At 69.2% G+C, this 23,642-nt stretch carries 23 protein-coding genes and 1 pseudogene; 17 read left to right on the top strand and 7 right to left on the bottom strand.

Annotation, left to right across the window (positions count from 1 at the left end):
- Positions 1-48 precede the first annotated feature (48 nt).
- On the bottom strand, positions 49-1,218 hold the full coding sequence (locus OQF71_RS03110) for a glutathione-independent formaldehyde dehydrogenase (protein ID WP_280585741.1): 1,170 nt from the start codon (positions 1,216-1,218) through the stop codon (positions 49-51).
- Between the two features lie 197 nt (positions 1,219-1,415).
- Between OQF71_RS03110 and OQF71_RS03105 the strand changes: the two genes are divergently transcribed.
- The 3 genes from OQF71_RS03105 (at position 1,416) to OQF71_RS03095 (ending at position 4,206) form a co-directional block, all read left to right on the top strand.
- On the top strand, positions 1,416-1,733 hold the full coding sequence (locus OQF71_RS03105; RefSeq protein WP_280585740.1) for a DUF5785 family protein: 318 nt from the start codon (positions 1,416-1,418) through the stop codon (positions 1,731-1,733).
- A 341-nt stretch (positions 1,734-2,074) separates the two neighbouring features.
- Positions 2,075-3,160 carry a DUF1611 domain-containing protein gene (locus OQF71_RS03100; RefSeq protein ID WP_280585739.1) on the top strand — a complete coding sequence of 362 codons (1,086 nt, stop codon included), beginning with the start codon at positions 2,075-2,077 and terminating at the stop codon, positions 3,158-3,160.
- Entirely contained in the window at positions 3,157-4,206 is a 1,050-nt protein-coding gene (locus OQF71_RS03095; RefSeq protein WP_280585738.1) for a dipeptide epimerase, read from the top strand. The genes OQF71_RS03100 and OQF71_RS03095 overlap by 4 nt, the downstream gene beginning before the upstream one ends.
- A 26-nt stretch (positions 4,207-4,232) precedes the next feature.
- Here the strand turns inward: OQF71_RS03095 and OQF71_RS03090 are convergent, their stop codons facing one another.
- A complete protein-coding gene (locus OQF71_RS03090; RefSeq protein WP_280585737.1) occupies positions 4,233-5,120 on the bottom strand; it encodes a PspA/IM30 family protein in 888 nt (295 codons plus the stop codon).
- A gap of 165 nt (positions 5,121-5,285) precedes the next feature.
- Here OQF71_RS03090 and OQF71_RS03085 point away from each other — a divergent pair, with 165 nt between their 5' ends.
- From OQF71_RS03085 to OQF71_RS03075, 3 genes are all read left to right on the top strand, one after another.
- Positions 5,286-6,257, top strand: a complete 972-nt coding sequence (locus OQF71_RS03085) for a sugar phosphate isomerase/epimerase (RefSeq protein WP_280585736.1) — start codon at positions 5,286-5,288, stop codon at positions 6,255-6,257.
- A 23-nt stretch (positions 6,258-6,280) separates the two neighbouring features.
- The gene (locus OQF71_RS03080) at positions 6,281-7,456 is read left to right on the top strand and encodes a Gfo/Idh/MocA family oxidoreductase (protein WP_280585735.1); all 1,176 of its coding nucleotides are present in this window, start codon (positions 6,281-6,283) and stop codon (positions 7,454-7,456) included.
- A gap of 264 nt (positions 7,457-7,720) precedes the next feature.
- Positions 7,721-8,323: a hypothetical protein gene (locus OQF71_RS03075; RefSeq protein WP_280585734.1), complete on the top strand. Its 603-nt coding sequence runs from the start codon at positions 7,721-7,723 to the stop codon at positions 8,321-8,323.
- Here the strand turns inward: OQF71_RS03075 and OQF71_RS03070 are convergent.
- Complete coding sequence (locus OQF71_RS03070; protein WP_280585733.1) at positions 8,320-8,742, bottom strand: hypothetical protein; 423 nt, start codon at positions 8,740-8,742, stop codon at positions 8,320-8,322. The two genes, OQF71_RS03075 and OQF71_RS03070, sit on opposite strands and share 4 nt — an antisense overlap.
- A 1-nt stretch (position 8,743) precedes the next feature.
- Between OQF71_RS03070 and OQF71_RS03065 the strand changes: the two are divergent.
- Positions 8,744-8,875: pseudogene (locus tag OQF71_RS03065) on the top strand (gfo/Idh/MocA family oxidoreductase); the annotation flags it as partial.
- 29 nt (positions 8,876-8,904) lie between these two features.
- Here the strand turns inward: OQF71_RS03065 and OQF71_RS03060 are convergent.
- Positions 8,905-9,378, bottom strand: coding sequence for a type IV pilin (locus OQF71_RS03060; RefSeq protein WP_280585732.1), 474 nt, complete (start codon positions 9,376-9,378; stop codon positions 8,905-8,907).
- A gap of 139 nt (positions 9,379-9,517) precedes the next feature.
- Between OQF71_RS03060 and OQF71_RS03055 the strand changes: the two genes are divergently transcribed.
- Positions 9,518-10,132 (top strand): YIP1 family protein, encoded by a 615-nt coding sequence (locus OQF71_RS03055; protein ID WP_280585731.1) that lies wholly within the window; start codon positions 9,518-9,520, stop codon positions 10,130-10,132.
- 149 nt (positions 10,133-10,281) lie between these two features.
- Positions 10,282-12,423 (top strand): OB-fold nucleic acid binding domain-containing protein, encoded by a 2,142-nt coding sequence (locus OQF71_RS03050; protein ID WP_280585730.1) that lies wholly within the window; start codon positions 10,282-10,284, stop codon positions 12,421-12,423.
- A gap of 36 nt (positions 12,424-12,459) precedes the next feature.
- Here the strand turns inward: OQF71_RS03050 and fer are convergent, their stop codons facing one another.
- Positions 12,460-13,107, bottom strand: a complete 648-nt coding sequence (gene fer / locus OQF71_RS03045; protein WP_280585729.1) for a ferredoxin Fer — start codon at positions 13,105-13,107, stop codon at positions 12,460-12,462.
- A gap of 246 nt (positions 13,108-13,353) precedes the next feature.
- On the opposite strand from fer, the gene fen reads away from it, so the two are divergent.
- The 4 genes from fen (at position 13,354) to gcvPB (ending at position 17,916) form a co-directional block, all read left to right on the top strand.
- Positions 13,354-14,331: a flap endonuclease-1 gene (gene fen / locus OQF71_RS03040; protein WP_280585728.1), complete on the top strand. Its 978-nt coding sequence runs from the start codon at positions 13,354-13,356 to the stop codon at positions 14,329-14,331.
- 272 nt (positions 14,332-14,603) lie between these two features.
- Positions 14,604-14,984, top strand: a complete 381-nt coding sequence (gene gcvH, locus OQF71_RS03035; RefSeq protein ID WP_280585727.1) for a glycine cleavage system protein GcvH — start codon at positions 14,604-14,606, stop codon at positions 14,982-14,984.
- A 172-nt stretch (positions 14,985-15,156) separates the two neighbouring features.
- Positions 15,157-16,485: an aminomethyl-transferring glycine dehydrogenase subunit GcvPA gene (gcvPA, locus tag OQF71_RS03030; RefSeq protein ID WP_280585726.1), complete on the top strand. Its 1,329-nt coding sequence runs from the start codon at positions 15,157-15,159 to the stop codon at positions 16,483-16,485.
- A complete protein-coding gene (gene gcvPB / locus OQF71_RS03025) occupies positions 16,486-17,916 on the top strand; it encodes an aminomethyl-transferring glycine dehydrogenase subunit GcvPB (RefSeq protein ID WP_280585725.1) in 1,431 nt (476 codons plus the stop codon). It begins immediately after the preceding gene.
- Between the two features lie 27 nt (positions 17,917-17,943).
- Here the strand turns inward: gcvPB and OQF71_RS03020 are convergent, their stop codons facing one another.
- Both OQF71_RS03020 and OQF71_RS03015 read right to left on the bottom strand, forming a co-directional pair.
- Entirely contained in the window at positions 17,944-18,699 is a 756-nt protein-coding gene (locus OQF71_RS03020) for a helix-turn-helix domain-containing protein (protein WP_280585724.1), read from the bottom strand.
- A 245-nt stretch (positions 18,700-18,944) separates the two neighbouring features.
- Positions 18,945-19,421 (bottom strand): cupin domain-containing protein, encoded by a 477-nt coding sequence (locus OQF71_RS03015; protein ID WP_280585723.1) that lies wholly within the window; start codon positions 19,419-19,421, stop codon positions 18,945-18,947.
- Positions 19,422-19,541: 120 nt separating this feature from the next.
- Here OQF71_RS03015 and OQF71_RS03010 point away from each other — a divergent pair, with 120 nt between their 5' ends.
- From OQF71_RS03010 to OQF71_RS02995, 4 genes are all read left to right on the top strand, one after another.
- The gene (locus OQF71_RS03010) at positions 19,542-20,459 is read left to right on the top strand and encodes an NADP-dependent phosphogluconate dehydrogenase (RefSeq protein WP_280585722.1); all 918 of its coding nucleotides are present in this window, start codon (positions 19,542-19,544) and stop codon (positions 20,457-20,459) included.
- Positions 20,460-20,565: 106 nt separating this feature from the next.
- Complete coding sequence (locus OQF71_RS03005) at positions 20,566-20,910, top strand: DUF5802 family protein (protein WP_280585779.1); 345 nt, start codon at positions 20,566-20,568, stop codon at positions 20,908-20,910.
- A gap of 249 nt (positions 20,911-21,159) precedes the next feature.
- Positions 21,160-22,062 carry a Vms1/Ankzf1 family peptidyl-tRNA hydrolase gene (locus OQF71_RS03000; RefSeq protein ID WP_280585720.1) on the top strand — a complete coding sequence of 301 codons (903 nt, stop codon included), beginning with the start codon at positions 21,160-21,162 and terminating at the stop codon, positions 22,060-22,062.
- A gap of 92 nt (positions 22,063-22,154) precedes the next feature.
- Positions 22,155-23,642 (top strand): hypothetical protein (locus OQF71_RS02995; RefSeq protein WP_280585718.1); only part of this gene is annotated, 1,488 nt, incomplete at its 3' end.

Raw genomic sequence — 23,642 nt, 5'->3', positions numbered from 1 at the left:
GAAAAAATCGGAACGGGAACTGCAACGACGAGGCGGCGCCTCGTCGACTCAGGGTTCGAGCAGGACCTTCGTGACGCCTTCCTCGCGGGCGTCGAACGCCTCGTACATCTCCGGCGCCTCCTCGAGGTCGACGCGGTGCGAGACCACCCAACTCGGGTCGGCGCGCCCCTCGATGATCATGTCGCGGAGGTACCGGTTGTACGACTTGACGTTACACTGACCCGTGCCGCACTTGAGTCCCTTCTCGAAGAACTTCCCGAAGTCGATGCCGAGCCGCCCTTGGGCGGCCATGTCGTCGGGCGCGCCCGGGTCCTCCGGCACGTACAGGCCGGGGATGCCGAGTTCGCCGGTCGGTCGGACCACGCGGATGAGGTTGTTGATCACGACCGCCGGGTTCTCCTTGGCGGGCTGGTAGGAGTAGTCCTCCGTGTCCGTGTCGACGTCTTCGGGGTCGGTCGCCTGATACCCGACCGCGTCGACGCCCTTATCGACCATCCCGCCGTGCATCTCGATGATCTGGTCGACGGGGTCACCCTCGGAGAAGTCGATGGCGTGCGCGTCGCAGTGCTCCTCGGCCAACTCCAGTCGGCTCGGCACCTGATCGACGACGTAGATCTCGGCGGCGCCCTTGATCTTCGCGCTGTAGGCGGCCATCAGTCCGACCGGGCCGGCGCCGAAGATGGCGACGGACTCGCCGGGCTGGAGGTTCGCCAGTTCGGTGCCGTGCCACCCCGTCGGGAAGATGTCCGCGAGCAGCGAGAACGCGTCCTCGTGTTCCCGTCCCTCGGGCAGTTTCAGCGCGTTGTGGTCCGCGTACGGGACGCGGAGTTTCTCGGCCTGTCCGCCCGGATACGGCCCCATGGCGACGTAGCCGTACGCGCCGCCCGCGAAGCCGGGATTGACGTTGGTACAGAAACCCGTGTACCCCTCCTCGCAGTTCTGACAGAAGCCGCAGGAGACATTAAAGGGCATGACCACGCGGTCGCCCTCCTCCAGCGTCGAGACCGCCTCGCCGACCTCCGAGACGATCCCCATGTTCTCGTGACCGAACACGATACCCTCCTCGGCCGCGGTTCGACCTTCGTACATGTGCAGGTCGGAGCCGCAGATACAGGACGTCGTGATGTCGACGACGACGTCGTTCGGGTGTTCGATCTCCGGCTCTTCTACCTCTTCGACGGCCACGTCGTACGGCTCTTGGTATACTACTGCTTTCATAGTCCGATCCAACCTAACGATTGATTTCACATGTTCTAAATGTTTTTCTGTTATAGATACAGTTAATAAATTGTGTTACAGTTCACTTAATCAGCATATCTCTCGCGTTCGAAATATCGACACGGGCGGCGGCGCGATGCCGCGCGAGGCGTCCGACGGAGCGCAACGACTTTCCTGCGGCACGGTAAACGGTGGGTATGGACTGGCCACACGACCCCGACGGCGAGCAGGGCAGCGAGGGCATGCGGCAGTACGGCCACGCGGTGCTCGCGAAGAAGGTCGACGAGGAGGAGGACTTCCCGCTGTCGGCGGCGGCGTACGTCGAGCAGTACGGCGACCACCCGATCCGGATCGACTTCGAGACGGTCGTCTCCGTCGAGGAGATCTTCGAGGGCGTCGAGAAGGAGGAGTTCGCGGACTTCGTCGAGTTCCATCAGGAGCTCGGCCGCGTGATGCGCGAGAACGGCTACTGGTTCTACGAGGGCGCCGAACAGTTCGTCGACGGCAGCGCCTGAATACGCGGATATCGACCCCGGCGTCGTTAGTTTATATATGACCGCTGGAAACGCGGGACGCGTCCCTCACGCGTTAGCCGTCCGTTTATAAGAGAGTCCAGAGCAGTTGTGAACACCTCCAAAGCCTCAGCCGCGAGGACTCGCGCGACTCGCTGCGGTGCTTGCGTCGTCGTGCTTCGCCCTCGCGGTTCGCGGCCCTTCGGGCCGCTCACCGGGGCGCGCCACCGCAGTTGTTTATAAATATTCTCGACACCGTTTCGGGGTTTCGGACGACGACGCCGCCGATCGACTCGCGGACCGCCCCCGACTCTTTTAAGAATGCCCGGGGCGACCGACCCACCATGGACCACGAGCGGATCGCCGTCCTCGCCCACGAGAAGTTCCCCGACCGCGCGAAGACCGCGCTCGGCGTGATGCGCTACGGCGACCAGGACGTGTGCGCCGTCCTCGACCGCGACTGCGCCGGCGACCGCGTACGCGACCACGTGCCGGACGTCACGGACGCGCCGATCGTCGAGTCGTTCGACGAGGCGTACGCGGCCGCCGGCGGCGACGTCGACGCTTTATATATCGGGATCTCACCGATCGGCGGCGGCTTCGACGAGTCGTGGCGCCCGGACGTCGAGGCCGCGATTGAGGCCGGCTGCGACGTGGTCAGCGGGCTCCACTACTTCCTGAACGAGGACAACGAGCTCGCCGAACTGGCGGCCGAGCACGGCGTCGACCTCTTCGACGTGCGCGAGCCCGACGACGACCTCACCGTGGCGACCGGCGGCTCGGGCGACGTCGACGCCGACGTGGTGTGCACGGTCGGCACCGACTGCTCGGTCGGGAAGATGACCGCCTCGCTGGAGGTCGTCGCCGCCGCCCGCGAGCGCGGGATCGACGCCGCGTTCGTCCCGACCGGCCAGACCGGCATCATGATCGCCGGGTGGGGGAACCCGATCGACCGCGTCGTCTCCGACTTCACGGCGGGCGCGGTCGAGGACATGCTCGTCGCGGTCGGCGACGACCGCGACCTCCTCGTCGTCGAGGGGCAGGGGAGCATCGTCCACCCCGCCTATTCGGCGGTCACCTGCGGTATCCTCCACGGCTCGATGACCGACGGGCTCGTCCTCTGTCACGCCGCGGGCCGCGAGGCGGTCCACGGCTACGAGTCCTTCTCGCTCCCCCCGCTCGCCGACTACGTCGACCTTTACGAGGGGCTGGCGGCCCCCGTCAACGAGGCGAGCGTCGTCGCCGGTGCGCTCAACACCAAAGACGTCGACGACGACGATGCGGCCGCCGACGCGGTCGCCGCGTTCGGCGAGGAGATCGGAACCCCCGCGGCCGACCCGGTCAGGGACGGCGCCGAGGCGATCGTCGACGGGATCGTCGGCGCGGGGCTCGGAGCGGCAGCCCCCGACGGAGGGACCGACGGCGAATGAGCCTCGAGACCGAGTTCGAACGCGTCTCACTCCCCTTGGAGAACCCGTTCACCATCTCGCGGGGTACCCAGACCGAGGCCGAGAACGTTATCGTGAAGATTACCGACGAGGCCGGGATGACCGGCGTCGGCGGCGCCGCTCCGTCGGCCCACTACGGCGAGACGGCCGCCACGGTCGAGGCGGTGCTCCCGGAGCTCCTCTCGGTCGTCGAAGCGGTCGGCGACCCGCACGGCCTCCACGAGATCGAGTCGCGGATGGGGGACGCGGTCGGCGACAACCCGGCCGCCCGGGCCGCCGTCTCGATCGCCGTCCACGACCTCGCCGCGAAGCGGCTCGGCGTCCCGCTTCACCGGCTCTGGGGCCTCGATCCGTCGACCGCGCCGGCGACCTCCTACACGATCGGGCTCGACGAGACGGAGCGCGTGCGCGAGAAGGCAGCTGACGCGGTCGAGGCCGGCTACTCCGTTCTCAAGATCAAGCTCGGAACCGACCGGGACCGAGAGCTGGTCGACGCCGTCCGAGACGCCGCGCCGGACGCCCGACTCCGCGTCGACGCCAACGAGGCGTGGACGCCCCGAGAGGCGGTGGACAAGAGCGAGATGCTCGCCGAACGGGACGTGGCGTTCGTCGAGCAGCCGGTGCCCGCCGAGGACCCCGAGGGGCTCCGGTTCGTCTACGAGCGGTCCGCGCTCCCGATCGCCGCCGACGAGTCGTGCGTCACGCTCTCGGACGTCCCCGCGATCGCCGACCGCTGCGACATCGCGAACCTGAAGCTGATGAAGACGGGCGGCCTGCTGGAGGCGAGACGGATGATCGCGACCGCCCGCGCTCACGGACTCGAGGTGATGTGCGGCTGCATGATCGAATCGAACGCGTCGATCGCGGCGGCCGCGCAGCTCGCGCCGCTGCTCGACTACGCCGACCTCGACGGCTCGCTGCTGCTCGCCGAGGATCCGTACGACGGGATCGGGATGGAAGGCGGCGAGCTCCGACTCGGAGAGCAAGAGTGGGCGGGGACGGGCGCGCGGCCGAGTGCGGGGCAGTAGCGCGTCGGTTTCAACGACCCGTCGCGTCAGTTTTTCGGCTCGTCGGCGTCGACTTCCGACTCCTCCAGCTCGACGTCGAGCTCCTCGTCGAGGTCGGCGTCGCCGTCGTCGAGGTCCGATTCAAGCTCGTCCGCGTCGATCTCCGACTCGATGTCCGCCAGCTCGTCGTCGATCTCCTCGTCGGTGCTCGCCTCGGCGCCGCCGTTCGCTGGCTCCCCTTTCCCGAGTTCGCCTTTCAGCGTCTCCAGTTCGGCGTCGACCTCGCTGTTCGTCGAGAGGCTCTCGAGCTCTCGGTCGATGCTGTCCTTGTCCGAGAGCGCGTCCTCGAAGGCGCCGGAGTCCTCGAGCTCGTCCATCGCCTCCGAGCGCGCCTCCATCTCCTCGGTCCGCTCCTCGGCGCGTTCGATCGAGCGGCTCACGTCCTCCATCTCGTCGCCGACGCCGGTCATCGCCTCCGAGACGCGAGTGGACGCCTCCGCGGCCTCGTAGCGGGCCTTCATCGTCTCCTTCTTCGTGCGGAACTCCTCGATGCGGTTCTGGAGCTTGTTCTTCTTCTCGACGAGCTGTTCTTGGGTGTCGTTTAACTTCGCGATCTGGCCCTCCAGCTCCTCGATCTGACTCATCTTCGACTTCTTCTTTTCGAGGGCCTTCCGCGCGAGGTCGTCTCGGTCCTGTTGGACCGCCTCGCGGGCCTGTCGGTTGTGCTTCTCGACGTTCTCTTCGAGCTTACGCTTCTGTATCTCCAGGCGCTTCTTCTGGGTCGTCAGGTCGGCGATCCCCTGTTTGACGTCTTGGAGCTCGTCGCGCATCTGTTCGTACGAATAGTCGAGCGACTCCGTCGGATCCTCCGCCCGGTTCAGGAGGGCGTTCACCTTTGAGCGGATGACGTAGGAGGCGCGCGAGAGGATTCCCATACTCCGTCATACGCGTTCCACCCGTTAAAACCTCATGTGGTTCGCGGCCTCGCGTCGGGCCGAAAGGAGGCCGAAAACGCCCGGAACGGGGGCGGGATTCGACCGTCGGCTCCCGTCGGTCGCCACCACCTGAAGATTTATTCGGGGTGTTGTACTATTTCGCGCATGGACATCGGCGTACTGACGGTTCCGTTAGGCGGCGAATCGATCGAGAACGCGGCCGCGTATCTCGACTCCATCGGGGTCGACGCGGTCGAGCTCGGCGTCGGGGGGTGGCCGGGCGAGGACCACGTCGACCGCGAGGCGCACCTCGCCGACGAGGCCGCCCGCGAGGACCTGCTCGGCCTGCTCGACGAGCATGACCTCCGGATTTCGGCGCTCGCGACCCACAACAACCCGCTGCATCCCGACGAGGAGCGCGCCGCGGCGGCGGACCGCGAGCTCCGGGAGGCGATCGAATTGGCCGGCGCACTCGGCGTCGACACCGTCACCTGCTTCTCCGGACTCCCCGCGGGGGCGCCCGGCGACTCCACGCCGAACTGGATCACGGCGCCGTGGCCGACGGAGCACGCCGACGCCCACGAGTACCAGTGGGACGAGGTCGCGATCCCGTACTGGACGGACCTCGCGAAACACGCCGACCACCACGGCGTCGACGTCGCCATCGAGATGCATCCGAACATGCTCGTCTACGAACCCACCGGGATGCTCGCGCTGCGGGAGGCCACGAACGAGCGGATCGGCGCCAACTTCGACCCCTCGCACCTCTACTGGCAGGGGATCGACGTGCCCGAGGCGATCCGCTTCCTGGGTGAGCACGACGCGATCCACCATTTCCACGCCAAGGACACGAAGGTGTACGACGCGAACGCCAGGGTGAAGGGCGTGCTCGACACGACGGGCTACGCCGAGGAGCCCGACCGCTCGTGGCTGTTCCGCTCGATCGGCTACGGGCACGACGAGGGCCACTGGAAGGACGTCGTCTCGACGCTCCGGATGGTCGGCTACGAGGGCGCGCTCTCGATAGAACACGAGGACTCGCTCACCTCCTCGCGCGAGGGGTTGGAGAAGGCGGTCGACGTGCTCGATCGAGCGGTGTTCGAGGCGCGACCGGGCGACGCCTACTGGGCGGAGTGACCGCGGACGGGACACGAACCACGATGACACGAGATCCACTCAAAATCGGCGTCTTGGGGTATCGATTCATGGGGAAGGCGCACGCGAACGCGATGGCGCGACTGCCGATGTTCTTCCCGGACGCGCCCCCGATCGAGCGCCACACGCTCGTCGGGCGCGACGAGGGCGCGCTCGCGGACGCCGCGGAGCGCTTCGGCTTCGCGCACACCGCGACCGACTGGCGCGACGCCCTCGACGAGGTGGACGTCTTCTACAACCTCGGGCCGAACCACGTTCACGCGGAGCCGTCGATCGCGGCCTTGGAGGCCGGCGTCCCCGTCCTCTGCGAGAAGCCGCTCGCGCCGACGCTCGACGAGGCGGCGGCCATGCGCGACGCCGCGGCCGCGGCCGACGTGCCCGCCGGGACCGCGTTCAACTACCGGTTCGTCCCGGCGATCCGCTACGCGAAGGGACTGATCGAGGACGGCGAGCTCGGCGATATCCGGCAGGTCCGCGGGCGGTACCTCCAGGACTGGCTCGTCGACCCCGAGGCGCCGTGGGCGTGGCGCATGGACGCCGACATGGCGGGCTCCGGCGCGCTCGGCGACCTCGGCGCCCACACGATCGACCTCGCGAGCTTCCTCGTCGGCGACGAAGTGGGCGGGATCGACCGCCTCTCCGGCCACCTAGAGACGTTCGTCGACGAGCGCCCCGTGTACGCCGACGGCGACTCGGGGGAGGACGGCGACGGCGACGACGTTGACGACCGCGCCGTCGAGGAGTACCGCGACGTGACCGTCGACGACGCCTACTCCGCGCAGGTCGCGTACGAGTCGGGGGCGACGGGGACGTTCGAGGCGACCCGGTTCGCGACCGGTCACAAGAACGACCACACGATCGAGGTGCACGGCTCGAAGGGGAGCCTGAAGTTCTCCCTGGAGCGGCTCAACGAGTTGGAGGTGCTCCGCGAGGGCGACCGCGGCTACCAGACGGTCCTCGTCACCGACGAGACCGACCCGTACGTCGACCGGTGGTGGCCCCCCGGCCACGTCATCGGCTGGGAGCACACGTTCGTCCACGAGAACTACGAGTTCTTACGCGCCGTGTCCACAGGAAATGTACCGGACACGTTCCCCACCTTCGAGGATGGGTATGAGGTCCAGCAAATCCTTGGGGCGATCACAGAGTCCGACGAACGCGGGCGGTGGGTGGATCTGTAGCCCCCGAGCCGGCACGCTCGAAAGCACACCGCGGTGTGTTGAATCCCCGCCCGTCCGGGTCGGTTGTAGCCGTTGTAGTCGGCCCCTGTTGGAAACCTTCTTTCCACCGGATCCACCTATATTACCGGTCGCTACCCACACTTGTGCGACTTTTCGATCCCCACCCACTACATCGACTACAATCTACCTGACGACTAAGTACCACCGAACACCCTGTGTGGAATATGTCCGATCCGGATAAGAATAAGCCGCGGTGCCCGGGGTGTGGGAACCCATACGACGATAAGATATCGGAGTGGAGATTCGAAATCGGCGACGTTAACGAGGGGGATTCGTACTGCCAAGAAGCGGGATATTACCACATCCACCGGGCTTCGTGAATTAGACCCTGAGAAGCTCCGGCTCACTCAAGAGATCCAGATGGGTTCTCGCTCGTGGCTCGCGTTCTTGTACACCGCGATCACCGACGCAAGCCCCGTTATCACACAGACCGACGCCGCAACCCTACCGACCGAAGAGGATATCGAACGCGCGGAGGAAAGCTACGGCGAGGGTGTCGTGAGGGAATACTTCCCGGAAGAATACACCAACCCACAGCCGAGAATCCACTTTGATTTTGAAACTATGCTCCGAGAGGCCGTGGAACAAGTCGCGGAACAGCGCGGCGAGCGCGTCACCAACTTCGAGCTAACAATCGAGACAGAACCGGTGGAAACTCCGAGCGACGATCCCGATATCGACGAACTTGAGCGGCGATATGAGAACGGCGATCGTTCTCTTACGATGGACCAACTCCACACCCTGCGAAGGAACACCGACATTACCGGGGAGGATCTTCAGAACTGGCTTCAGGAAACGATGGATTAGGTACCGTCGTCGATTCGCTCGGCGACCCGGTCTGCGATCTTGTTCATCAATTCGTCGCTTTCCATAATCGCGTCCATGTTCTCATCGAGCGCCGACTCGACCGCCTCGATCTCTTCCATCGTTTCAGCGTCCTGTGGATCGGCCTGCTTGTACGACTCTTTGACCCCTTCCGTGATCTGTGCCTTCGCGTCTTGTGCGTCCGGTGTGTATACCGTCCCACAGCTCGGACACGCCTTCGCCGACCCCGGCAGCGGTTCGTCACAGGTGATACACGTCGCCGGCGTCAGCGCCGAGTCGTCTTCCTCCACTTCATACCCGTGCGACTCTTCCACAGCGAGGTTGAACTCTTCATCCGACAGGTGTTGGTAGGTCGTTTCCATCACCCGCGAATCCTGATTGTGGCCGATGAGGAACTTCACCTTCGAGTTCCTCTCGGCGGCCGCCGAAGGCGACGAGTTCTCGCCGTCGTTCGCTGAGGGGTACGCGGTCCAAGAGGTCCTCGACGCGATCGAGCGCTCCGTCGAGCGCGGCGAGTGGGTGAGCGTGGAGTAGCTGCGCGGCTCGGTCCGGTCTCGCGCTCGTCAGAACCCGCCGCCACCGCCGCCGAGCGGGTCTGCCCCCGGCTCCTCCTCGGCCCACTCGCTTATGGCCGAATCCTCGCCGTTGTAGGTGCCGAGGGTCTCGTGGGTGTCGAACGCCACCGGCTCCCAGACCACGTCGAACTGCTCGTTCCCGGTCGCGTTCGGCACGACCACGCGGTCGCCGGGCTCGACGATCCCGTCGCCGGGCCACGCGCCGAACTCGACCTCGCCGTCGGGGTCCTCGCCGCGGACGTACAGCTCCTCGGCGGCGACGGGCTCGGGCCCGGCGGCGGCGACGACGAGTTCGCTCCCCTCCCGCTCGACTTGGAACTCCGCGTCCGGCGGCGCGACCCCGTCGATCAGGCCGAACATCGCGGCCCCGACGATAGCCAACAGGAGGACGACGATACCGACGAGCAGTCCCGTGCCGGCTATCGGGGTGAATCCCCGCTCGTCGTTCCGAAACGCGCGCATTCGACTACCGCTCAGTACGCCCTCGTATAAACATTTACCCGCCGCTTATCAGACTGGAGAACGAGCGAGCCCGCTGTCGTCCCCGCCGAGGGCCGCTCCGAACCGGAACCCCGTTATTCCACCCGGCCGAAAGGCGCACGTGACATCGTGGATCGAGAATCGGGCGGGCGGGAGAGCGCGGGGACCGCGCGGGATCGCTCGCGCGTGGGCCGAAGCCCTCGTCCGGCCGGGCCGCCTCTTCGCCAACGGCGTGTCGCCCGGAGACCAGGCGCCCGCGCTGACGTTCGCCGTCGCCGTCGCGGCCGCGTTCGCACTCGGCTGGATGGTCGCCGCTCCGTCCGTAGTTCCCGGGATCGTGGCGTCCGTGCCCGTCTCTGCGCTCGTCGTCTTCCTCGTCGTGATCGCGCTCGCGGCCCCGGTGGGGCTCCACCTGACCGCGGCGGTCGCGACGGTGAGCGTCATCGTCGCCAGCGTCGAGATCGACGACGGGCTCGGACTGCGCGACCGCGGCGGGGTCAGCGAGACCGTACAGGTCGTCGCATACGCCAGTTCGCCGATGGCGCTCGCCGGCCCGCCGATCCCGGCGCTGCGGATCGCCTGCGGCGCGTACGCGGCGGCGCTGCTGTTGATCGGGTTCCGAGTCGTCCACGGGACCTCCTGGCCGCGCACGTTCGTCGCCGGGGCCCCGCCGGCGCTGCTCGGCTACGGCGTCGGCTACCGCGTGATCGCGTCGGTTCGAACGCTCTTCGCGTGAGCCGCGCGGCGGTCCGATCGACCGATAGGGCGCCCGGGCCCGTCTCGGCCGCTCATCGCCCGGCGGTCGCCGCGGCGGCCGTTTCCGTCGAGTAGCTCCCGCGAGGCTTTCGACAACCGTTTTAGGCCCGAGGCTCTCGGTGTACTCAAATGGGATCCTGTATCATCTGTGGCGTCGACGTCGACGGTGGCGGTCGCATCTGCGAACCGCACCAAGAGGATGTCGTGTTCGACTTCCGCGGGAACGCACCAGATCAGCTCGTACCCGATCGATTCTACCGCGGCGTCGTCGACGGCTACGCCGAGTTCGGCGTGTTCATCGACCTCGCCCCCGGCGTGACAGGGCTGCTCCACCGCTCCGAACTCGACCGACGGCTCGACAGCCTCGACTGGGAGCCGGGCGACGAGGTGTTCGTGCAGGTGAAAGGCGTCCGCGACAACGGGAATATCGACCTCGCGTGGTCGATCCGCCAGGCCGACCGCGAGTTCCGCGGCGTGCTCGTCCAAGACGGCGACACCGAGCACCTGCCGGAGGAGGACGACGACGATGCGGACGCGGACGAAGCGAGTGGGGCCGACGCCGACGAGTCGACCGACGAAGCCCAGAGCGAGGGAGCTACCGAGGCGGCTGACGACGAAGCTGCCGACGCCGAGAGCGAGGACGGCGCGGAACTGTCGGCGGCGAGCGAGGCGGAGACGGACGACGTGACGGACGAATCCGGAACCGACGAGCCCGAGACCGACGCCGAGGACACCGGACCCGCCGCCGAGAGCGACGACGACCTCGACGACGACCGCGAGCGCGTCGAGATCGGTATCCTCTCCGAGGCCGTCGGGGACGGGGTGCGGATCGACGGCGAGGTCGTCGGGGTGCGACAGACCGGCGGCCCCACCGTCTTCGAGGTCCGCGACGAGACCGGCGTCGTCGACGTGGCGGCGTTCGTCGAGCCGGGTGTCCGCGCGCATCCGAACGTCGAGGTCGGCGACGTGGTGCGGATCGACGGCGAGGTCGAGAGCCACCGGGGCGACGTGCAGGTCGAGTCCGAGGCGCTCGTTCTCTTGGAGGGCGAGGCGGCCGAAGCGGTTCGCCGCCGGCTCGCGGAGGCGCTCACCGACGAGGCGCGTCCCGACGGGCTCCAGCCGCTCGCGGGCGACGAGACGGTCGCGCAGCTCGCCGACGGGCTGCTCGACGCCGCGGAAGCGATCCGGCGCGCGGTCCTCGAATCGCGCCCGATCGTCGTGCGTCACCCCGCCACCGCCGACGGTTACGTCGCCGGCGCGGCGGTCGAGCGCGCCGTGCTCCCGCTGATCCGCGACGAGCACGCAAAGAGCGACGCCGAGTACCACTACTTCACCCGCCGCCCGCTCGACGACCCGGTGTACGGGATGGACGCGGCGACGAACGACGCGACCCGCATGCTGCAGGACCGCGACCGGCACGACGAGAAGCTCCCGCTCTTCTTACTCGTCGGCACCGGCTCGACGGTCGAGTCCGCCGACGGCATCGACCTGCTCTCCGTCTACGGCGTGGACGCGGTCGTCGTCGACGCCGAGGTCGCTGACCCCGAGACCCGCGAGGCCGTCGACACGCTCGTCTCCCCGGAGATCGAGTCGATCGAGGGCGACCTCTCGACGGGCGCGTTGGTCGCCTCGCTTGCCTCCGCGGTCAACGACGAGGTCCGCGCGGACCTGCGGCACCTCCCGGCCGTGAGCTACTGGGCAGAGGCCCCCGACCGCTACGTCGATCTCGCCCGCGACGCGGGCTACGACGTCGAGCGCGTCGCCGAGCTCCGCGAGGCCGTCGCCTTAGAGGCGTACTACCAGTCGTACCAGGACAAGCGCGAGCTCGTCGCCGACCTCCTCTTCGAGGACGGCGGCAACCTCGCCGCGCACGTCTCCGAGCAGTTCCGCGAGAAGCTGGAGACCGAGGTCGGGACCGCGACCGCGAACGTCGTCACCGAGGCGGTCGACGGCGTCGAGTTCGACGTGCTCGACACCGACGGCTACACCCACCGCTACGACTTCCCGCCGACGCCGCTCCTGCTCGACGACCTCCACCGCCGGCGCGCGAACGGCGGGGCGCACGCGACGGTCGGCATCGGCACCGACGAGCTGTACGTCCGAACGAGCGCGGAGGTCTCGGTCCGCGACGTGGCCGAGCGCGCGGCCGAGCTCGCGCCCGGCGCCGACGTCACCGCGGCCGGGCTCCGCGAGGGCAAGATCGAGTTCCTCTCGGGAGAGCGCGACGCGGTCGAGGACGCCGTCGTCGCCGCCGTCGCCGAGTCGTTCTGATCGAGACGGCGACTCGATCACGCCGGCCGACCGCGTTCACCGCCGCGTGAACGGCCCCGGCGGGAGGATGAGGTCGTCGAGCTCGGCGAGGTGTTTCACGTTGAACACGACACTCAGCTCGTCGCTCAGCGGGTAGCCGTTACACGAGAGCCGGAACCCTCGCTCCGCGAGCTCGTCGGGCATGATGTGGTTCGCCGGCTGCGAGAGCTCGCCCTCCACGAGGTACACCGCGCAGTTCGCGCAGGCGCCGCCGCGACAGGAGAACGGCCACCCGAACCCGCGGTTCTCGGCCGCCTCAAGCAGGCTCTCGTCCGGCTGGACGAGCAGACGCCCGTGCTCGGCCGCGCCGAGGTCCGCGTGCGAGGCCTTCCGGAACAGCTCGTCGTCATCGAGCGACCAGCCGTAGTCCGCGAGTGCGTCGTAATCGAGGAACTCGACGCGCACCGGCTCCACCTCGTCGGCGTCGCCCTCGTCCTCAGAGATATCGATATCGGTGGCGTCGTCGCCGTTCCCGTTTCGCGCCTGCTCGTCGAGCTCGCGATAGGCGCGCCTGACGAGCTGGAACTCTTCGACTGTGCCGCCCTGGTCCGGGTGGGCTTCCTTCACTCGGTCGCGGTAGGCGCGCTCGATCGCGGCCTCGTCCGCGTCCTCGTCGACTCTCAACACCTCGAACGGCGAGACCATTCGCTACCGGATCGTAGTCGGCTGACACACATAAACGCCCCACAAGCCGGCAGTTCGGGGCGTCGGATCGGCGCGATCGGCGCGAGACGCTCCCGCACGTTGGTGGCCGACGCGGGACGCTCCCGCACGTTGGTGGCCGACGCGAGACGCTCCCGCACGTTGGTGGCCGACGCGGGACGCTCCCGCACGTGGACAGCCGTTCCGCGAGTCGATGGTTTAAGAGCCGCGACGCCGAGAGATCGACTGATGGGAAACGCGGACTTGCGCGACCTCGCGGCGATCCGGGACGTCGCCTTCGAGGAGATCGAGGGAAGCGTCGTCGCCGTCGACGCGCACAACTGGCTGTACCGGTACCTCACGACGACGGTAAAGTGGACGGCCGACGAGACGTACACCACCGCAGACGGCGTCGAGGTCGCGAACCTGATCGGCGTCGTCCAGGGGCTCCCGAAGTTCTTCGAGCACGACTTGGTCCCCGTGATGGTGTTCGACGGCGCCGTCACCGACCTGAAGGCAGACGAGATCGCGGACCGGCGCGAGAAGCGCGAACGAGCCGAGGACCGGCGGGCGGCGGCCGCGGAGCGCGGTGACGCCGTGGAGGCCGCCCGGCTGGAGGCCCGCACTCAGCGGCTCACCGACACGATCCAGAAGACGACCCGCGAGCTGCTGCGGCTACTTGACGTGCCGATCGTCGAGGCCCCGGCCGAGGGGGAGGCCCAGTGCGCGCACATGGCGGCGACTGGAACGGTCGATCACGCCGGCAGCGAGGACTACGACACCCTGCTTTTCGGCGCCCCGACGACGCTCCGACAGCTCACGAGCAAGGGAGACCCGGAGCTGATGGCGCTCGCGGCGACCCTCGACGAACTCGGGCTCGACCGACAGGGACTCGTCGACGTCGCCATGCTGTGCGGGACCGACTTCAACGAGGGCGTCCACGGCGTCGGACCGAAGACCGCCGTGAAAGCAGTCAGAGAGCACGGTGACCTGTGGGCCGTTCTCGACGCTCGGGGGTCCGAGATCCCGAACGCCGCCGAGATCCGCGAGCTGTTCATGAACCCGCCGGCGACCGACGTCGACGTCGACGCCGACGTGAACCCGGACGTGGCGGCCGCCCGCGCGTACGTCGTCGACGAGTGGGGGGTCGCCGCCGACGAGGTCGATCGCGGCTTCGAGCGCATCAGGGAGTCGCAGGTCCAGACGGGGCTCGACCGCTGGTCGTGAACGGCGGGCCGTGTCGGGTTCGACGCTTCCGCGCTTCGTCGCGTCGCGGGATAGACGGCTAGTGAGCCGGCGACGCGGTGGCCGCGAACATACCTTTTATCTCCCCGTCGCGGGAAGAATAAGCCACACGTGTCGCGGACCATCTCTCGACCGAAAGTTTCGCCGGCCGACGCCCCGCGGGGACGGACCCGCCGGCCTCGCGCGGCGCGCCGGTGGGTGTCGGCCGGTTCGCACCCGCCCGACCGAGTGATCCGCGACGACCCCTTTCACCAATGAGCTTCGAAGTTCCCGACGAGTTACGGTACCTGGAATCGCACGAGTGGACCACGAGCGGCGACACCGTCCGGGTCGGCGTCTCCGACTTCGCGCAGGACGAGCTCGGCGACGTCGTCTTCGTCGAACTCCCCGAGGTCGGCGACGCGGTCACCGCCGGGGAGGCGTTCGGCGTCGTCGAGTCGATCAAGGCCGTCTCGGACCTGTACGCGCCCGTTTCGGGCGAGGTCGTCGCCGTCAACGAGGCGCTGTTCGACCGGCCGGAGCTCGTCAACGAGGACCCGTACGGCGACGGCTGGATGCTGGAGGTCGACGCGACCGAGGGCGGAGAGGCCGATGACCTTCTCGACGCCGGCGAGTACGACGCGCAGATCGCCTAGCGATCGCGGAGCGCGGAACGATCGCGGAGCGCGGAACGACTGAACTCCCGGGCGCGGGACACACCAACGGACACACGACCATGACCATCTCACCTTTCGACGGACGACCCGGCACCGGACGACAGAGCGACGGCGGACGTGCGGGACCGAATCGCCGCGCAGGGGCGATCCGATGAGCGGGACGGACGGTACCCCGTACGCGCCGCACACGGACGACGAGACCGCGGCGATGCTCTCGGCGGTCGGCGTCGACGACGAGGAGGCGCTGTTCGACATCCCCGACGACGTCGCCTTCGACGGCGAGTTCGGGATCGAATCGCGCACGGAGCGGGAGGTCCGCACGGAGTGTTCGCGGATCTTCGGCCGGAACGACGAGCTGACCGAGTTCCTCGGACGGGGCCACTACGGTCACTACGTCCCGAGCGTCGTCGACCACCTCTCCGACCGCGCGGAGTTCCTCACGAGCTACACCCAGTACCAGCCGGAGATCTCGCAGGGGTTCCTGCAGGCGCTGTTCGAGTACCAGTCGATGCTCGTCGAGCTGACGGGGCTCCCGGTCGCGAACTGCTCGATGTACGACGCCGCGACCGCGCTCGGCGAGGCGGCGACGCTCGCGGACCGCGTCCGCTCGACCTCGGGCGAGGTCGTCCTCGTCCCCGAGCACCTCCGAGAGGGGAAGCGGGCGGTCCTCGCGAACTACTGCGACGGCGCCGACCTGACGATCGAGTCGTACCCGATGGTCGACGGCAACGCCGACGTCGACGCCATCGCCGACCGCGTCGGCGACGACGTCGTCATGGTGTACGCCGAGAACCCCACCGTCCGCGGCTGTCTCGAGGAGCGCCTCGGGGCGGTCGGCGACCTCGCGGCGAACGCCGACGCGCTGTTCGTCCTCGGGTCGGACGTCGTCTCGCTGGCCGTCCTCGAGGAGCCGGCGAGCGTCGGCGCCGACGTCGTCGTCGGCGAGGCGGGCGTGCTCGGGCTCCCGACCGCCTACGGGATGGGACTCGGTATCTTCGCCTGTAGCGACGAGTTCCTCCGGCAGGTCCCGGGGCGGCTCGTCGGCGCGAGCGAGGACGCGGACGGCGACCGAGCGTACACGCTCACGCTCCAGACCCGCGAACAGCACATCCGGAAGGAGCGGGCGACCTCCAACATCTGCACGAACCAGGCGTGGGTCGCGCTCCGCGCGGCGATGCACGCGGCGGCGCTCGGTCCGGACGGCCTCGTCGACCTCGCGAACGACTGCGTCCGCGAGGCGGCCGCGCTCGCCGACCGGATCGACGGGCTGCAGGGGGTGGTCGCGCCCGTCCACGACCGCCACCACGTCCGGGAGTTCGTCGTGCGCGTCGACCAGCCGGCCGCGGCGATCGCCGCGGAGCTCGAGACTGCGGGGTTCGCGGTCCACGTCGTCGGCGAGCACCGCCTGCAGGTGTGCGTGACGGACCTGAACGCGGGTCGGACCGACGACCTCGTCGCCGCGTTCGAGGAGGTGATCTGAGTGATCCACGACCAGGCCAACTACGAGCGCGAGACCGAGGACGTGCGAGAGCCGCTCCTCTCCGAGAAGGGCGAAGCGACGGTCGACGTGACCGCGGACTCGCCGCTCCCGGACGACCTGACGCGCGACGAGCTCACCCTCCCCGCGCCCTCGGAGCCGGAGATCGCCCGCCACTACACCCGCCTCTCGCAGATGAACTGGGCGATCGACTCCGGGCCGTACCCGCTCGGGAGCTGCACGATGAAGTACAACCCGAAGTTCACCGAGGACGTCGCTGCCGACCCGAACGCGGCGGTCCACCCGGACCGCTCCGAGCGGTCGACGCAGGGGAACCTCGAACTCCAGTACCGCCTGCAGGAGCACCTCGCCGAGATCGGCGGGATGGACGCCGTGACGCTCCAGCCGCCGGCGGGCGCGGCCGGCGAGCTCACCGGCATCCTCGTCGCGAAGGCGTACCACGAGCACCACGGCGACGACCGGTCCGAGGTCGTGATCCCGGCCTCCGCGCACGGGACGAACTTCGCGACCGCCGCGACCGCCGGCTACGACGTGGTCGAGCTCCCCTCCGGCGACGACGGGCGCGTCGACGTCGAGGCGCTGGAGGCGGCCGTCGGCGACGACACGGCCGCGCTCATGCTCACCAACCCGAACACGGTCGGGCTCTTCGAGCGCGACATCACGGAGATCGCCGAGATCGTCCACGACGCGGGCGGGCTGCTCTACTACGACGGCGCGAACCTCAACGCCCTGCTCGGCCGCGGCCGCCCCGGAGACATGGGGTTCGACGTGATGCATTACAACGTTCACAAGACGTTCGCGACGCCCCACGGCGGCGGTGGCCCCGGGGCCGGCCCGGTCGGTGTCGTCGACGAGCTGGCCGAGTTCCTCCCCGCTCCGCAGGTCCGCGAGAACGAGAAGCGGAGCGGGTACGAGCGCTTCGAGCCGGACCACACGATCGGCAAGGTCCACGGGTTCACCGGTAACTGGCTCGTCCTCGTCAAGACGTACGCGTATATCGCCCGCCTCGGCGACGAGGGGCTTTCGGACACAGCGGCGAAGGCGGTGCTGAACGCGAACTACCTCGCCGAGCGGATCGATCTGGACGTTCCCCACGGCCCGTTCCACCACGAGTTCGCGGCGACTGCAGGGGAGCGCGACGCCGCAGACGTCGCCAAGCGCATGCTCGATTTCGGCGTCCACCCGCCGACCACGAAGTGGCCCGAGATGGTGCCCGAAGCGATGCTGACGGAGCCGACCGAGATCGAGGGGAAATCCTCGCTCGACGACCTCGCGGAGGCGTTCAATCTCGCGTACGCGGACACCGACGAGGCCCTCGACGCGGCCCCGAACCGGACCGCCGCGGGCCGCATCGACCAAGTCGCTGCGGCGCGGAACCCGCGGCTCTCGTGGCAGGCGCTCGACGAGGAGTAGGTCGCCGCGGGAAGACTCCTCCGCCGACTACGGCTCCGTCGCCGTCACACCGGCCCTTTCGGAGCCGCGAGGCGCGTCGCCGTCGACCCCGTCGTCGGTCTCGCCGACCGACGAGGAGGGGATCGCGGGCGCGGACCCGGTCGCTGAACCGTCGGCGTCGAACGGCGCCTTCCGCTCGATGAACCGGCGTAACACCTGTCCCTCGGCGCGGTGAAGCGTCTCGCTGCAGGTCGACTTGGCGATGTCGCGGTCGGCGGCGAGCTCCGTGAGCGTGCACTCCCGCGGCGTGTCGTAGTACCCCGCCTCGACCGCGGCCCGGACGAGTTCGCGCTGGGCCTCGGTGAGGATCGGCTCCGACTCGTTCCCGCCGGCCGACTCGACGGTGGCGCCCGCGGCCGCGAGCCGCCGGCCGAACGCGGAGAGCCGCTCGCGGTCGTCGGCTACCACGAGCGTCGCCCGCCCGTCCGCGACCTCGACCGGGGACTCGACCGGAACGCCGGCCCGCCGCGCGGCCGCGACGTACGACGGCGCCGGGGCGGTGACGCCGGCGACCGTCTCCGCTCCTCGGCGTTCGACGACCTCGATCCGATCTACGTCGTCGCGTTCGCGGAGGGTGTCGGCGATGTCGACGTGGTTACCTCCCGTCGCCGTCAGCGCGGTGATGTCGCCCTCCTTCGCGGCCATGGTCCCCGTCACCCGAAGCGTCGCGTCGGGGAGGGACCGCGAGACCTCCCCGAGCCAGGAGTCCTCGGGGAGGCCGAGACGCAACCGCGTTCGGCTCATCGGTTCCACCCCGTGGCCGTCGTCCTGGCGTCCTCTCGGGACATTCGTACAGACGCTACGGTGTCTCGACCCCTCCGGCTATCCCTTCATGCGTTTCGGTGTTAAATAGCGCCCGGCGACTCGCGGTTCCGTGGCCCTCCCGCGGCTCCTCTTCTCCGGGCGCCTCGTCGAGACCGGCGGACCGAAGTCGGACGCCCCCGGGCGCGGCCCACGGAGACGGCGTCGCCCGACCGCTCGGGCGGCGCTTACATCTCCCAGTAGTCGATGTCGTCGCCGATCTCGTAGTACCCCTCCAGGGAGCGCTCCTCGCGGCCGCCCGGCGGCGAGTCGACGTAGACGCCGAACGTCTCCGAGTCGGGGTACACCGTCACGTCGGGCTCCTTCATCGTCGACAGCGCGAGGTACCGCACCGGCTCGTCGCCCTCGTTGACGACGCGGTGCGCGCCGGACTCGTCGGCCGCGAACGCGACGTAGTCGCCGGCCTCGATCGCGTGCGTCTCCCCGTCGTGTCGCAGGGTCGCCTCGCCGGCGAGGACGTAGATCGCCTCCTCGTTGGCGGTGTGGTAGTGGTACGGCCACGACTTCGCGCCGGCGGGGAGCTCGTAGAGGCTACAGCCGATCCCCTCGCCGCCGGCCGCCTCGGCGAGCTGCTTCCGGCGGAACCGGGTCTCGCCGCGGTCCGTCTCCGTCCAGTCGAGGTCTCTTTCGGTAACACGCGGCATGGGTCGTGGTCGCGGAGCGTCGCAAAAACGGTTCCGGAGGTCGGTCGGCGAGCGTCGCGCGGGGTTCGCGGCGGCCACCGAACCGGAACCACTACGGCGGGCGGTCGCCACCCCTCGCGCATGGAACTCGGCGTCATCGGACTCGGGCGGATGGGGCAGATCGTGGTGAATCGCTCGCTCGACGCGGGCCACGACGTGGTCGCGTTCGACCTCTCGGCGGAGGCGACGGCGACCGCGGCGGAGGCGGGCGCGGAGCCCGCGGACTCGGTCGAAGACCTCTGCGATCGACTGGACGACGGCGACCCAGACGGCAAGCGGATCTGGCTCATGGTCCCCGCGGGCGATGCCGTCGACGCCACCCTCGCGGACTTGGAGCCGCACCTCGACGACGACGACGTGGTCGTCGACGGCGGCAACTCCCGGTTCCACGAGTCGGTCCGGCGCGGCGAGGAGACGGACGCCGCCTACCTCGACTGCGGCACCTCGGGCGGCCCCGCCAGCGCCGAGGAGGGCTTCTCGCTGATGATCGGCGGTCCGGAGTGGGCGTACGAGGCGCTGGTCCCCGTCTTCGACGCGGTCGCGACCGGCCCGGACGGCCACGACCGGATGGGCGAATCCGGGGCGGGCCACTACGTGAAGATGGTCCATAACGGGGTCGAGTACGCGCTGATGCAGGCGTACGGCGAGGGGTTCGAGCTGCTCACCGAGGGCCGCTTCGACCTCGACATGGAGTCGATCGCGCGGACGTGGAACAACGGCGCCGTGATCAGGTCGTGGCTGCTGGAGCTCTGCGAGGAGGCGTTCCGCGAGGAGGGCTCCGACCTCGGCGACGTCGCGGACCACGTCGCCGGCGGGTCCACCGGGACGTGGACGGTCGAGGAGGCGCTCGAACAGGAGGTGCCGGTGCCCCTCATTTATCAGGCGCTCGCCGAGCGGTTCGACTCGCGGAACGAGGGCCGGTTCTCGCGACGGCTCGCGAACCGCCTCCGATACGGCTTCGGGCGCCACGAGGTCGCGCGGCAATCTGACGGGGAGTAGCGGTCGGCCGTCTTCGGTTTTCACACGGTTCGTCGCCGATTCTCAGATCCGATCGCGTGTCGGGCAACGCTTATATACTACCGTGCCAGAGGATATCACGCACAGCATGTTCGAGCGATTTTCGAGCGGATACTACCTGGGGGAACTGTACGTCGAGCCCCACGGCGGCGACCGCGCCGTCATCCAGCGGGCCGACCACGAGCACGTCAACGAGCAGCTCTACGCCGACGGCGACGGGGTAGAGCGACTCGACGCACCCCTCGTGATGAAGGTCGGCGGCGGGCATATCCCGGTCGGCGGCGACGCCGACGTGCCGAGCGGGACCCTCGCGCTCCCCCAGGAGCTCGCCGACGAGACGCTCCCGGACCGCAAGAACGTCCTGTTGGCGGACGCGGATCGGGCGGAGACGCTGTTGCGGTGGGAGGGTTGGGAGCCGCACACGAACGCGTAGTACGGGAACGGTTCTGTCGATTCTGGTTTGCGTGGCGTCTGCGCCCCGATCGATCGCTTATAAGCGGTTGGGTACTGACCGACGGTGAGCACTTCCAAAGCCTCGGCCGCGCTCGGCTTCCCTTTTGAGTCGCACCCAGCACTGCACGGTACCGCAGCCTCACGCGCCACCGCGACGGCTTATAAACAGTTCCGGCGTTCGTCTCGCCACAGACGCACCTTTTAGGTCGTCGCGGGTCGCGGATTCGGTATGATCGACAGGCTGCTCGGGCGCGCCGAGTTGAAAGAGAAGATTGCGGAGGTAGAGGAGGAGAAGCGCCACCTCGAACGCCGCGCCCGGGCCGAGGAGGAGCGCCGATCGGACGCGGTCGCCGACCGCCAGCGCGCCGAGGAGCGCGTCAACGAGCTCGAACACCGGATCGAGTCGCTGGAGGAGCGGCTGGGTCGGGCGGAGAGCGAGGAGGCGTCCGTGGAGTTCCGCCGCGTGAGCGACGCCCGCGGCCCGCGTTTGGCCGACATCCTCGACCGCTTCCGGGCGCTCGAGAGCGACGACCCGGAGGGACTGCTCACCGCGTTCGTCCCGAGCGACGACGCGGTCCCGACGACCGTCTCCGAGTGGTTCGGCGACCGCACTCGTCTCGTCCGGCGGGCCGCGCCCGCGATCCTCCTCGCCGACGATTCGGGCGCCGTGAGCGCGGCGCTCTCGACTCCGATCGAGCCCGACTCCTTCGATCGGTGGGACGACGCCTTCCGACTGGAGGACGCGTGGTTCCGCCCGACGGGCCGGTTCGCCTTCGCGGTGGTCCGCTCGGACACGTTCGCGCTCGGCACGTACGATGGCGCCGAGCGCGTCGCCTTCGAGGGGTTCACCTCCGACGTGAAGGAGGCGCACTCGAAGGGCGGCTTCTCACAGGGGCGCTTCGAGCGCCGCCGCGAGGGCCAGATCGACGACCACCTGAAGAAGGCGAACCGGGAACTGGCCGCCGTCGCCGACGACGTCGACCGTCTTATCGTCGTCGGCGAGCGCAGCGTGCTCGGCGAGGTCCGCGACCACGCCGACCTGACCGACGTCTCGGACGCGACGGGAAAGCCGAAGGCCGCGCTCGACGACGCCTTCCGCGACTTCTGGACCGCCCGGATCCACGCGATCTGACGCGGACCCTTCCCTGATTCGTCCGGGCCGACACGGAGTCGGTCGCGACCGCGAGGAACAGGCCTATGTCCGCGTCGCACGGTAGTGGATCCATGATACGGTCGGGCTCTGACCTCGCGATTCGGTCCGTCGCCGCGGTCATGCTCGTCGCCGTCCTGCTCGTCGCCGCGCTGGGGGTCGCCGGAGGCGCAGCGGTCAACAACCGCTCTACCGCGGACGCCCCCGCCGATATCGGGGGAACCGCCTTTCACGGGTCCGTCGGCCCCTCTTCGTCCGGAGCGGTCGGAGGCGCCGACGCGGATCAGGTCGGCGACGCCGACGCGATCCGCCTGCGAAACGAACTGTACACGACGGGCGAGCCCGGGACGGTCGGGGTTACGACGCGGGCGGCGATCCCCGACCGAGTGACGGCGCTCCGGGTGACCCTGCTCAGCGGGAACGACGCCGCCGTCGAGGCCGACGGCTTCGAGCCGGCCGCCGACGCCGGCCCCGACCGGTCGACGTGGGAGTGGGACGGCGAGACGGCGGCCCCCTCTCTCACCTACGCGATGGACGCCAACGACACCGTCGAGGAGGCGGGGCCGCTCGGCGCCCGCGGGACCTATCGGTTCGTCGACACCGGCAGATGGGCGCTCGTCCGGACGCCGCGGACGAGCGCGAGCTGGTCGTACACCGGCCAGTACGACGGCCAGGTCCGGCTGACGCGCGAGAACGCCGTCGACGGCGAGGGGGCCGCCTCGCAGGCGATGGCGTTTCTCGGCCCCTACGAGGAGCACGTCCGCGAGGCGGGCGGGCAGCGCTACCGGCTGATCGTCCCCGCGGCGGCCGACCTAGAAGCGACTCCGGAGGCGGTGTTCAGCGTCTTCGAATCGGCGTCGACCGCGCTGCAGGTGGGTCCCCGCGACGAGACGGTGTTCGCGGTCGCCGCCCCCACCGACAGCGTCGGGTGGGGCGTGCGCGGGCTTCAGGTCGGCGCCGGCGACCTATGGGTCCGGGACACCGAGCCGGCGGGCACGGCCGACGATGTCTGGACCCACGAGTACGTCCACACCCGCCAAGCGTACCGGACCGAATCGAGCGGTCGGTGGATCACCGAGGCGAGCGCGACCTACTACGCCGCGCTGTTCGCGCTCGACCGCGGCGCCGCCGACTTCGACGAGTTCGAGCGGACGCTGGCCCGCGGCGAGCGCGACCCCGACGCCTCGGCGGTCCTCGCCGCCCCCGACACGTGGGAACGGAACCCCGACTACACGAAGGGCGCGCTCGTCGCGGGGGAGATCGACCGACGCCTCCGGGTGGCGACCGACGGGAGCGCTTCGCTCTCGACGGTCCTCCGCGAGCTGAACGCGGCGGAGGAGCCGATCACGAACGAGGACGTGCTCGACGCCATTGAGGCCGCCGCGGCCGAGGGTGCCGACGCCGAGACGGCGGCCGCGCTCCGCGTCGAGGCCGAGCGCCTGACGACGACGCGGGAGACGACGGAGGCGTGGGACCGCGCGGCCCACGCCGAGGCGTTAAGCGAGACGCCGGCGCCGGAGGGCTACGCGCAAGCCGACGCCGGCGTCCCGCCGGCCGGCGAG

Source organism: Halorubrum sp. Boch-26 (assembly GCF_029889805.1).
GTDB lineage: Archaea > Halobacteriota > Halobacteria > Halobacteriales > Haloferacaceae > Halorubrum.
This window is presented reverse-complemented; position numbering and strand designations above follow the sequence as displayed.

Coding starts and splice junctions, on each gene's coding strand:
- OQF71_RS03110 (WP_280585741.1), bottom strand. CDS start 1,218: ATGAAAGCAGTAGTATACCAAGAGCCGTACGACGTGGCCGTCGAAGAG.
- OQF71_RS03105 (WP_280585740.1), top strand. CDS start 1,416: ATGGACTGGCCACACGACCCCGACGGCGAGCAGGGCAGCGAGGGCATG.
- OQF71_RS03100 (WP_280585739.1), top strand. CDS start 2,075: ATGGACCACGAGCGGATCGCCGTCCTCGCCCACGAGAAGTTCCCCGAC.
- OQF71_RS03095 (WP_280585738.1), top strand. CDS start 3,157: ATGAGCCTCGAGACCGAGTTCGAACGCGTCTCACTCCCCTTGGAGAAC.
- OQF71_RS03090 (WP_280585737.1), bottom strand. CDS start 5,120: ATGGGAATCCTCTCGCGCGCCTCCTACGTCATCCGCTCAAAGGTGAAC.
- OQF71_RS03085 (WP_280585736.1), top strand. CDS start 5,286: ATGGACATCGGCGTACTGACGGTTCCGTTAGGCGGCGAATCGATCGAG.
- OQF71_RS03080 (WP_280585735.1), top strand. CDS start 6,281: ATGACACGAGATCCACTCAAAATCGGCGTCTTGGGGTATCGATTCATG.
- OQF71_RS03060 (WP_280585732.1), bottom strand. CDS start 9,378: ATGCGCGCGTTTCGGAACGACGAGCGGGGATTCACCCCGATAGCCGGC.
- OQF71_RS03050 (WP_280585730.1), top strand. CDS start 10,282: ATGGGATCCTGTATCATCTGTGGCGTCGACGTCGACGGTGGCGGTCGC.
- fer (WP_280585729.1), bottom strand. CDS start 13,107: ATGGTCTCGCCGTTCGAGGTGTTGAGAGTCGACGAGGACGCGGACGAG.
- fen (WP_280585728.1), top strand. CDS start 13,354: ATGGGAAACGCGGACTTGCGCGACCTCGCGGCGATCCGGGACGTCGCC.
- gcvH (WP_280585727.1), top strand. CDS start 14,604: ATGAGCTTCGAAGTTCCCGACGAGTTACGGTACCTGGAATCGCACGAG.
- gcvPA (WP_280585726.1), top strand. CDS start 15,157: ATGAGCGGGACGGACGGTACCCCGTACGCGCCGCACACGGACGACGAG.
- OQF71_RS03020 (WP_280585724.1), bottom strand. CDS start 18,699: ATGAGCCGAACGCGGTTGCGTCTCGGCCTCCCCGAGGACTCCTGGCTC.
- OQF71_RS03015 (WP_280585723.1), bottom strand. CDS start 19,421: ATGCCGCGTGTTACCGAAAGAGACCTCGACTGGACGGAGACGGACCGC.
- OQF71_RS03010 (WP_280585722.1), top strand. CDS start 19,542: ATGGAACTCGGCGTCATCGGACTCGGGCGGATGGGGCAGATCGTGGTG.
- OQF71_RS03005 (WP_280585779.1), top strand. CDS start 20,566: ATGTTCGAGCGATTTTCGAGCGGATACTACCTGGGGGAACTGTACGTC.
- OQF71_RS03000 (WP_280585720.1), top strand. CDS start 21,160: ATGATCGACAGGCTGCTCGGGCGCGCCGAGTTGAAAGAGAAGATTGCG.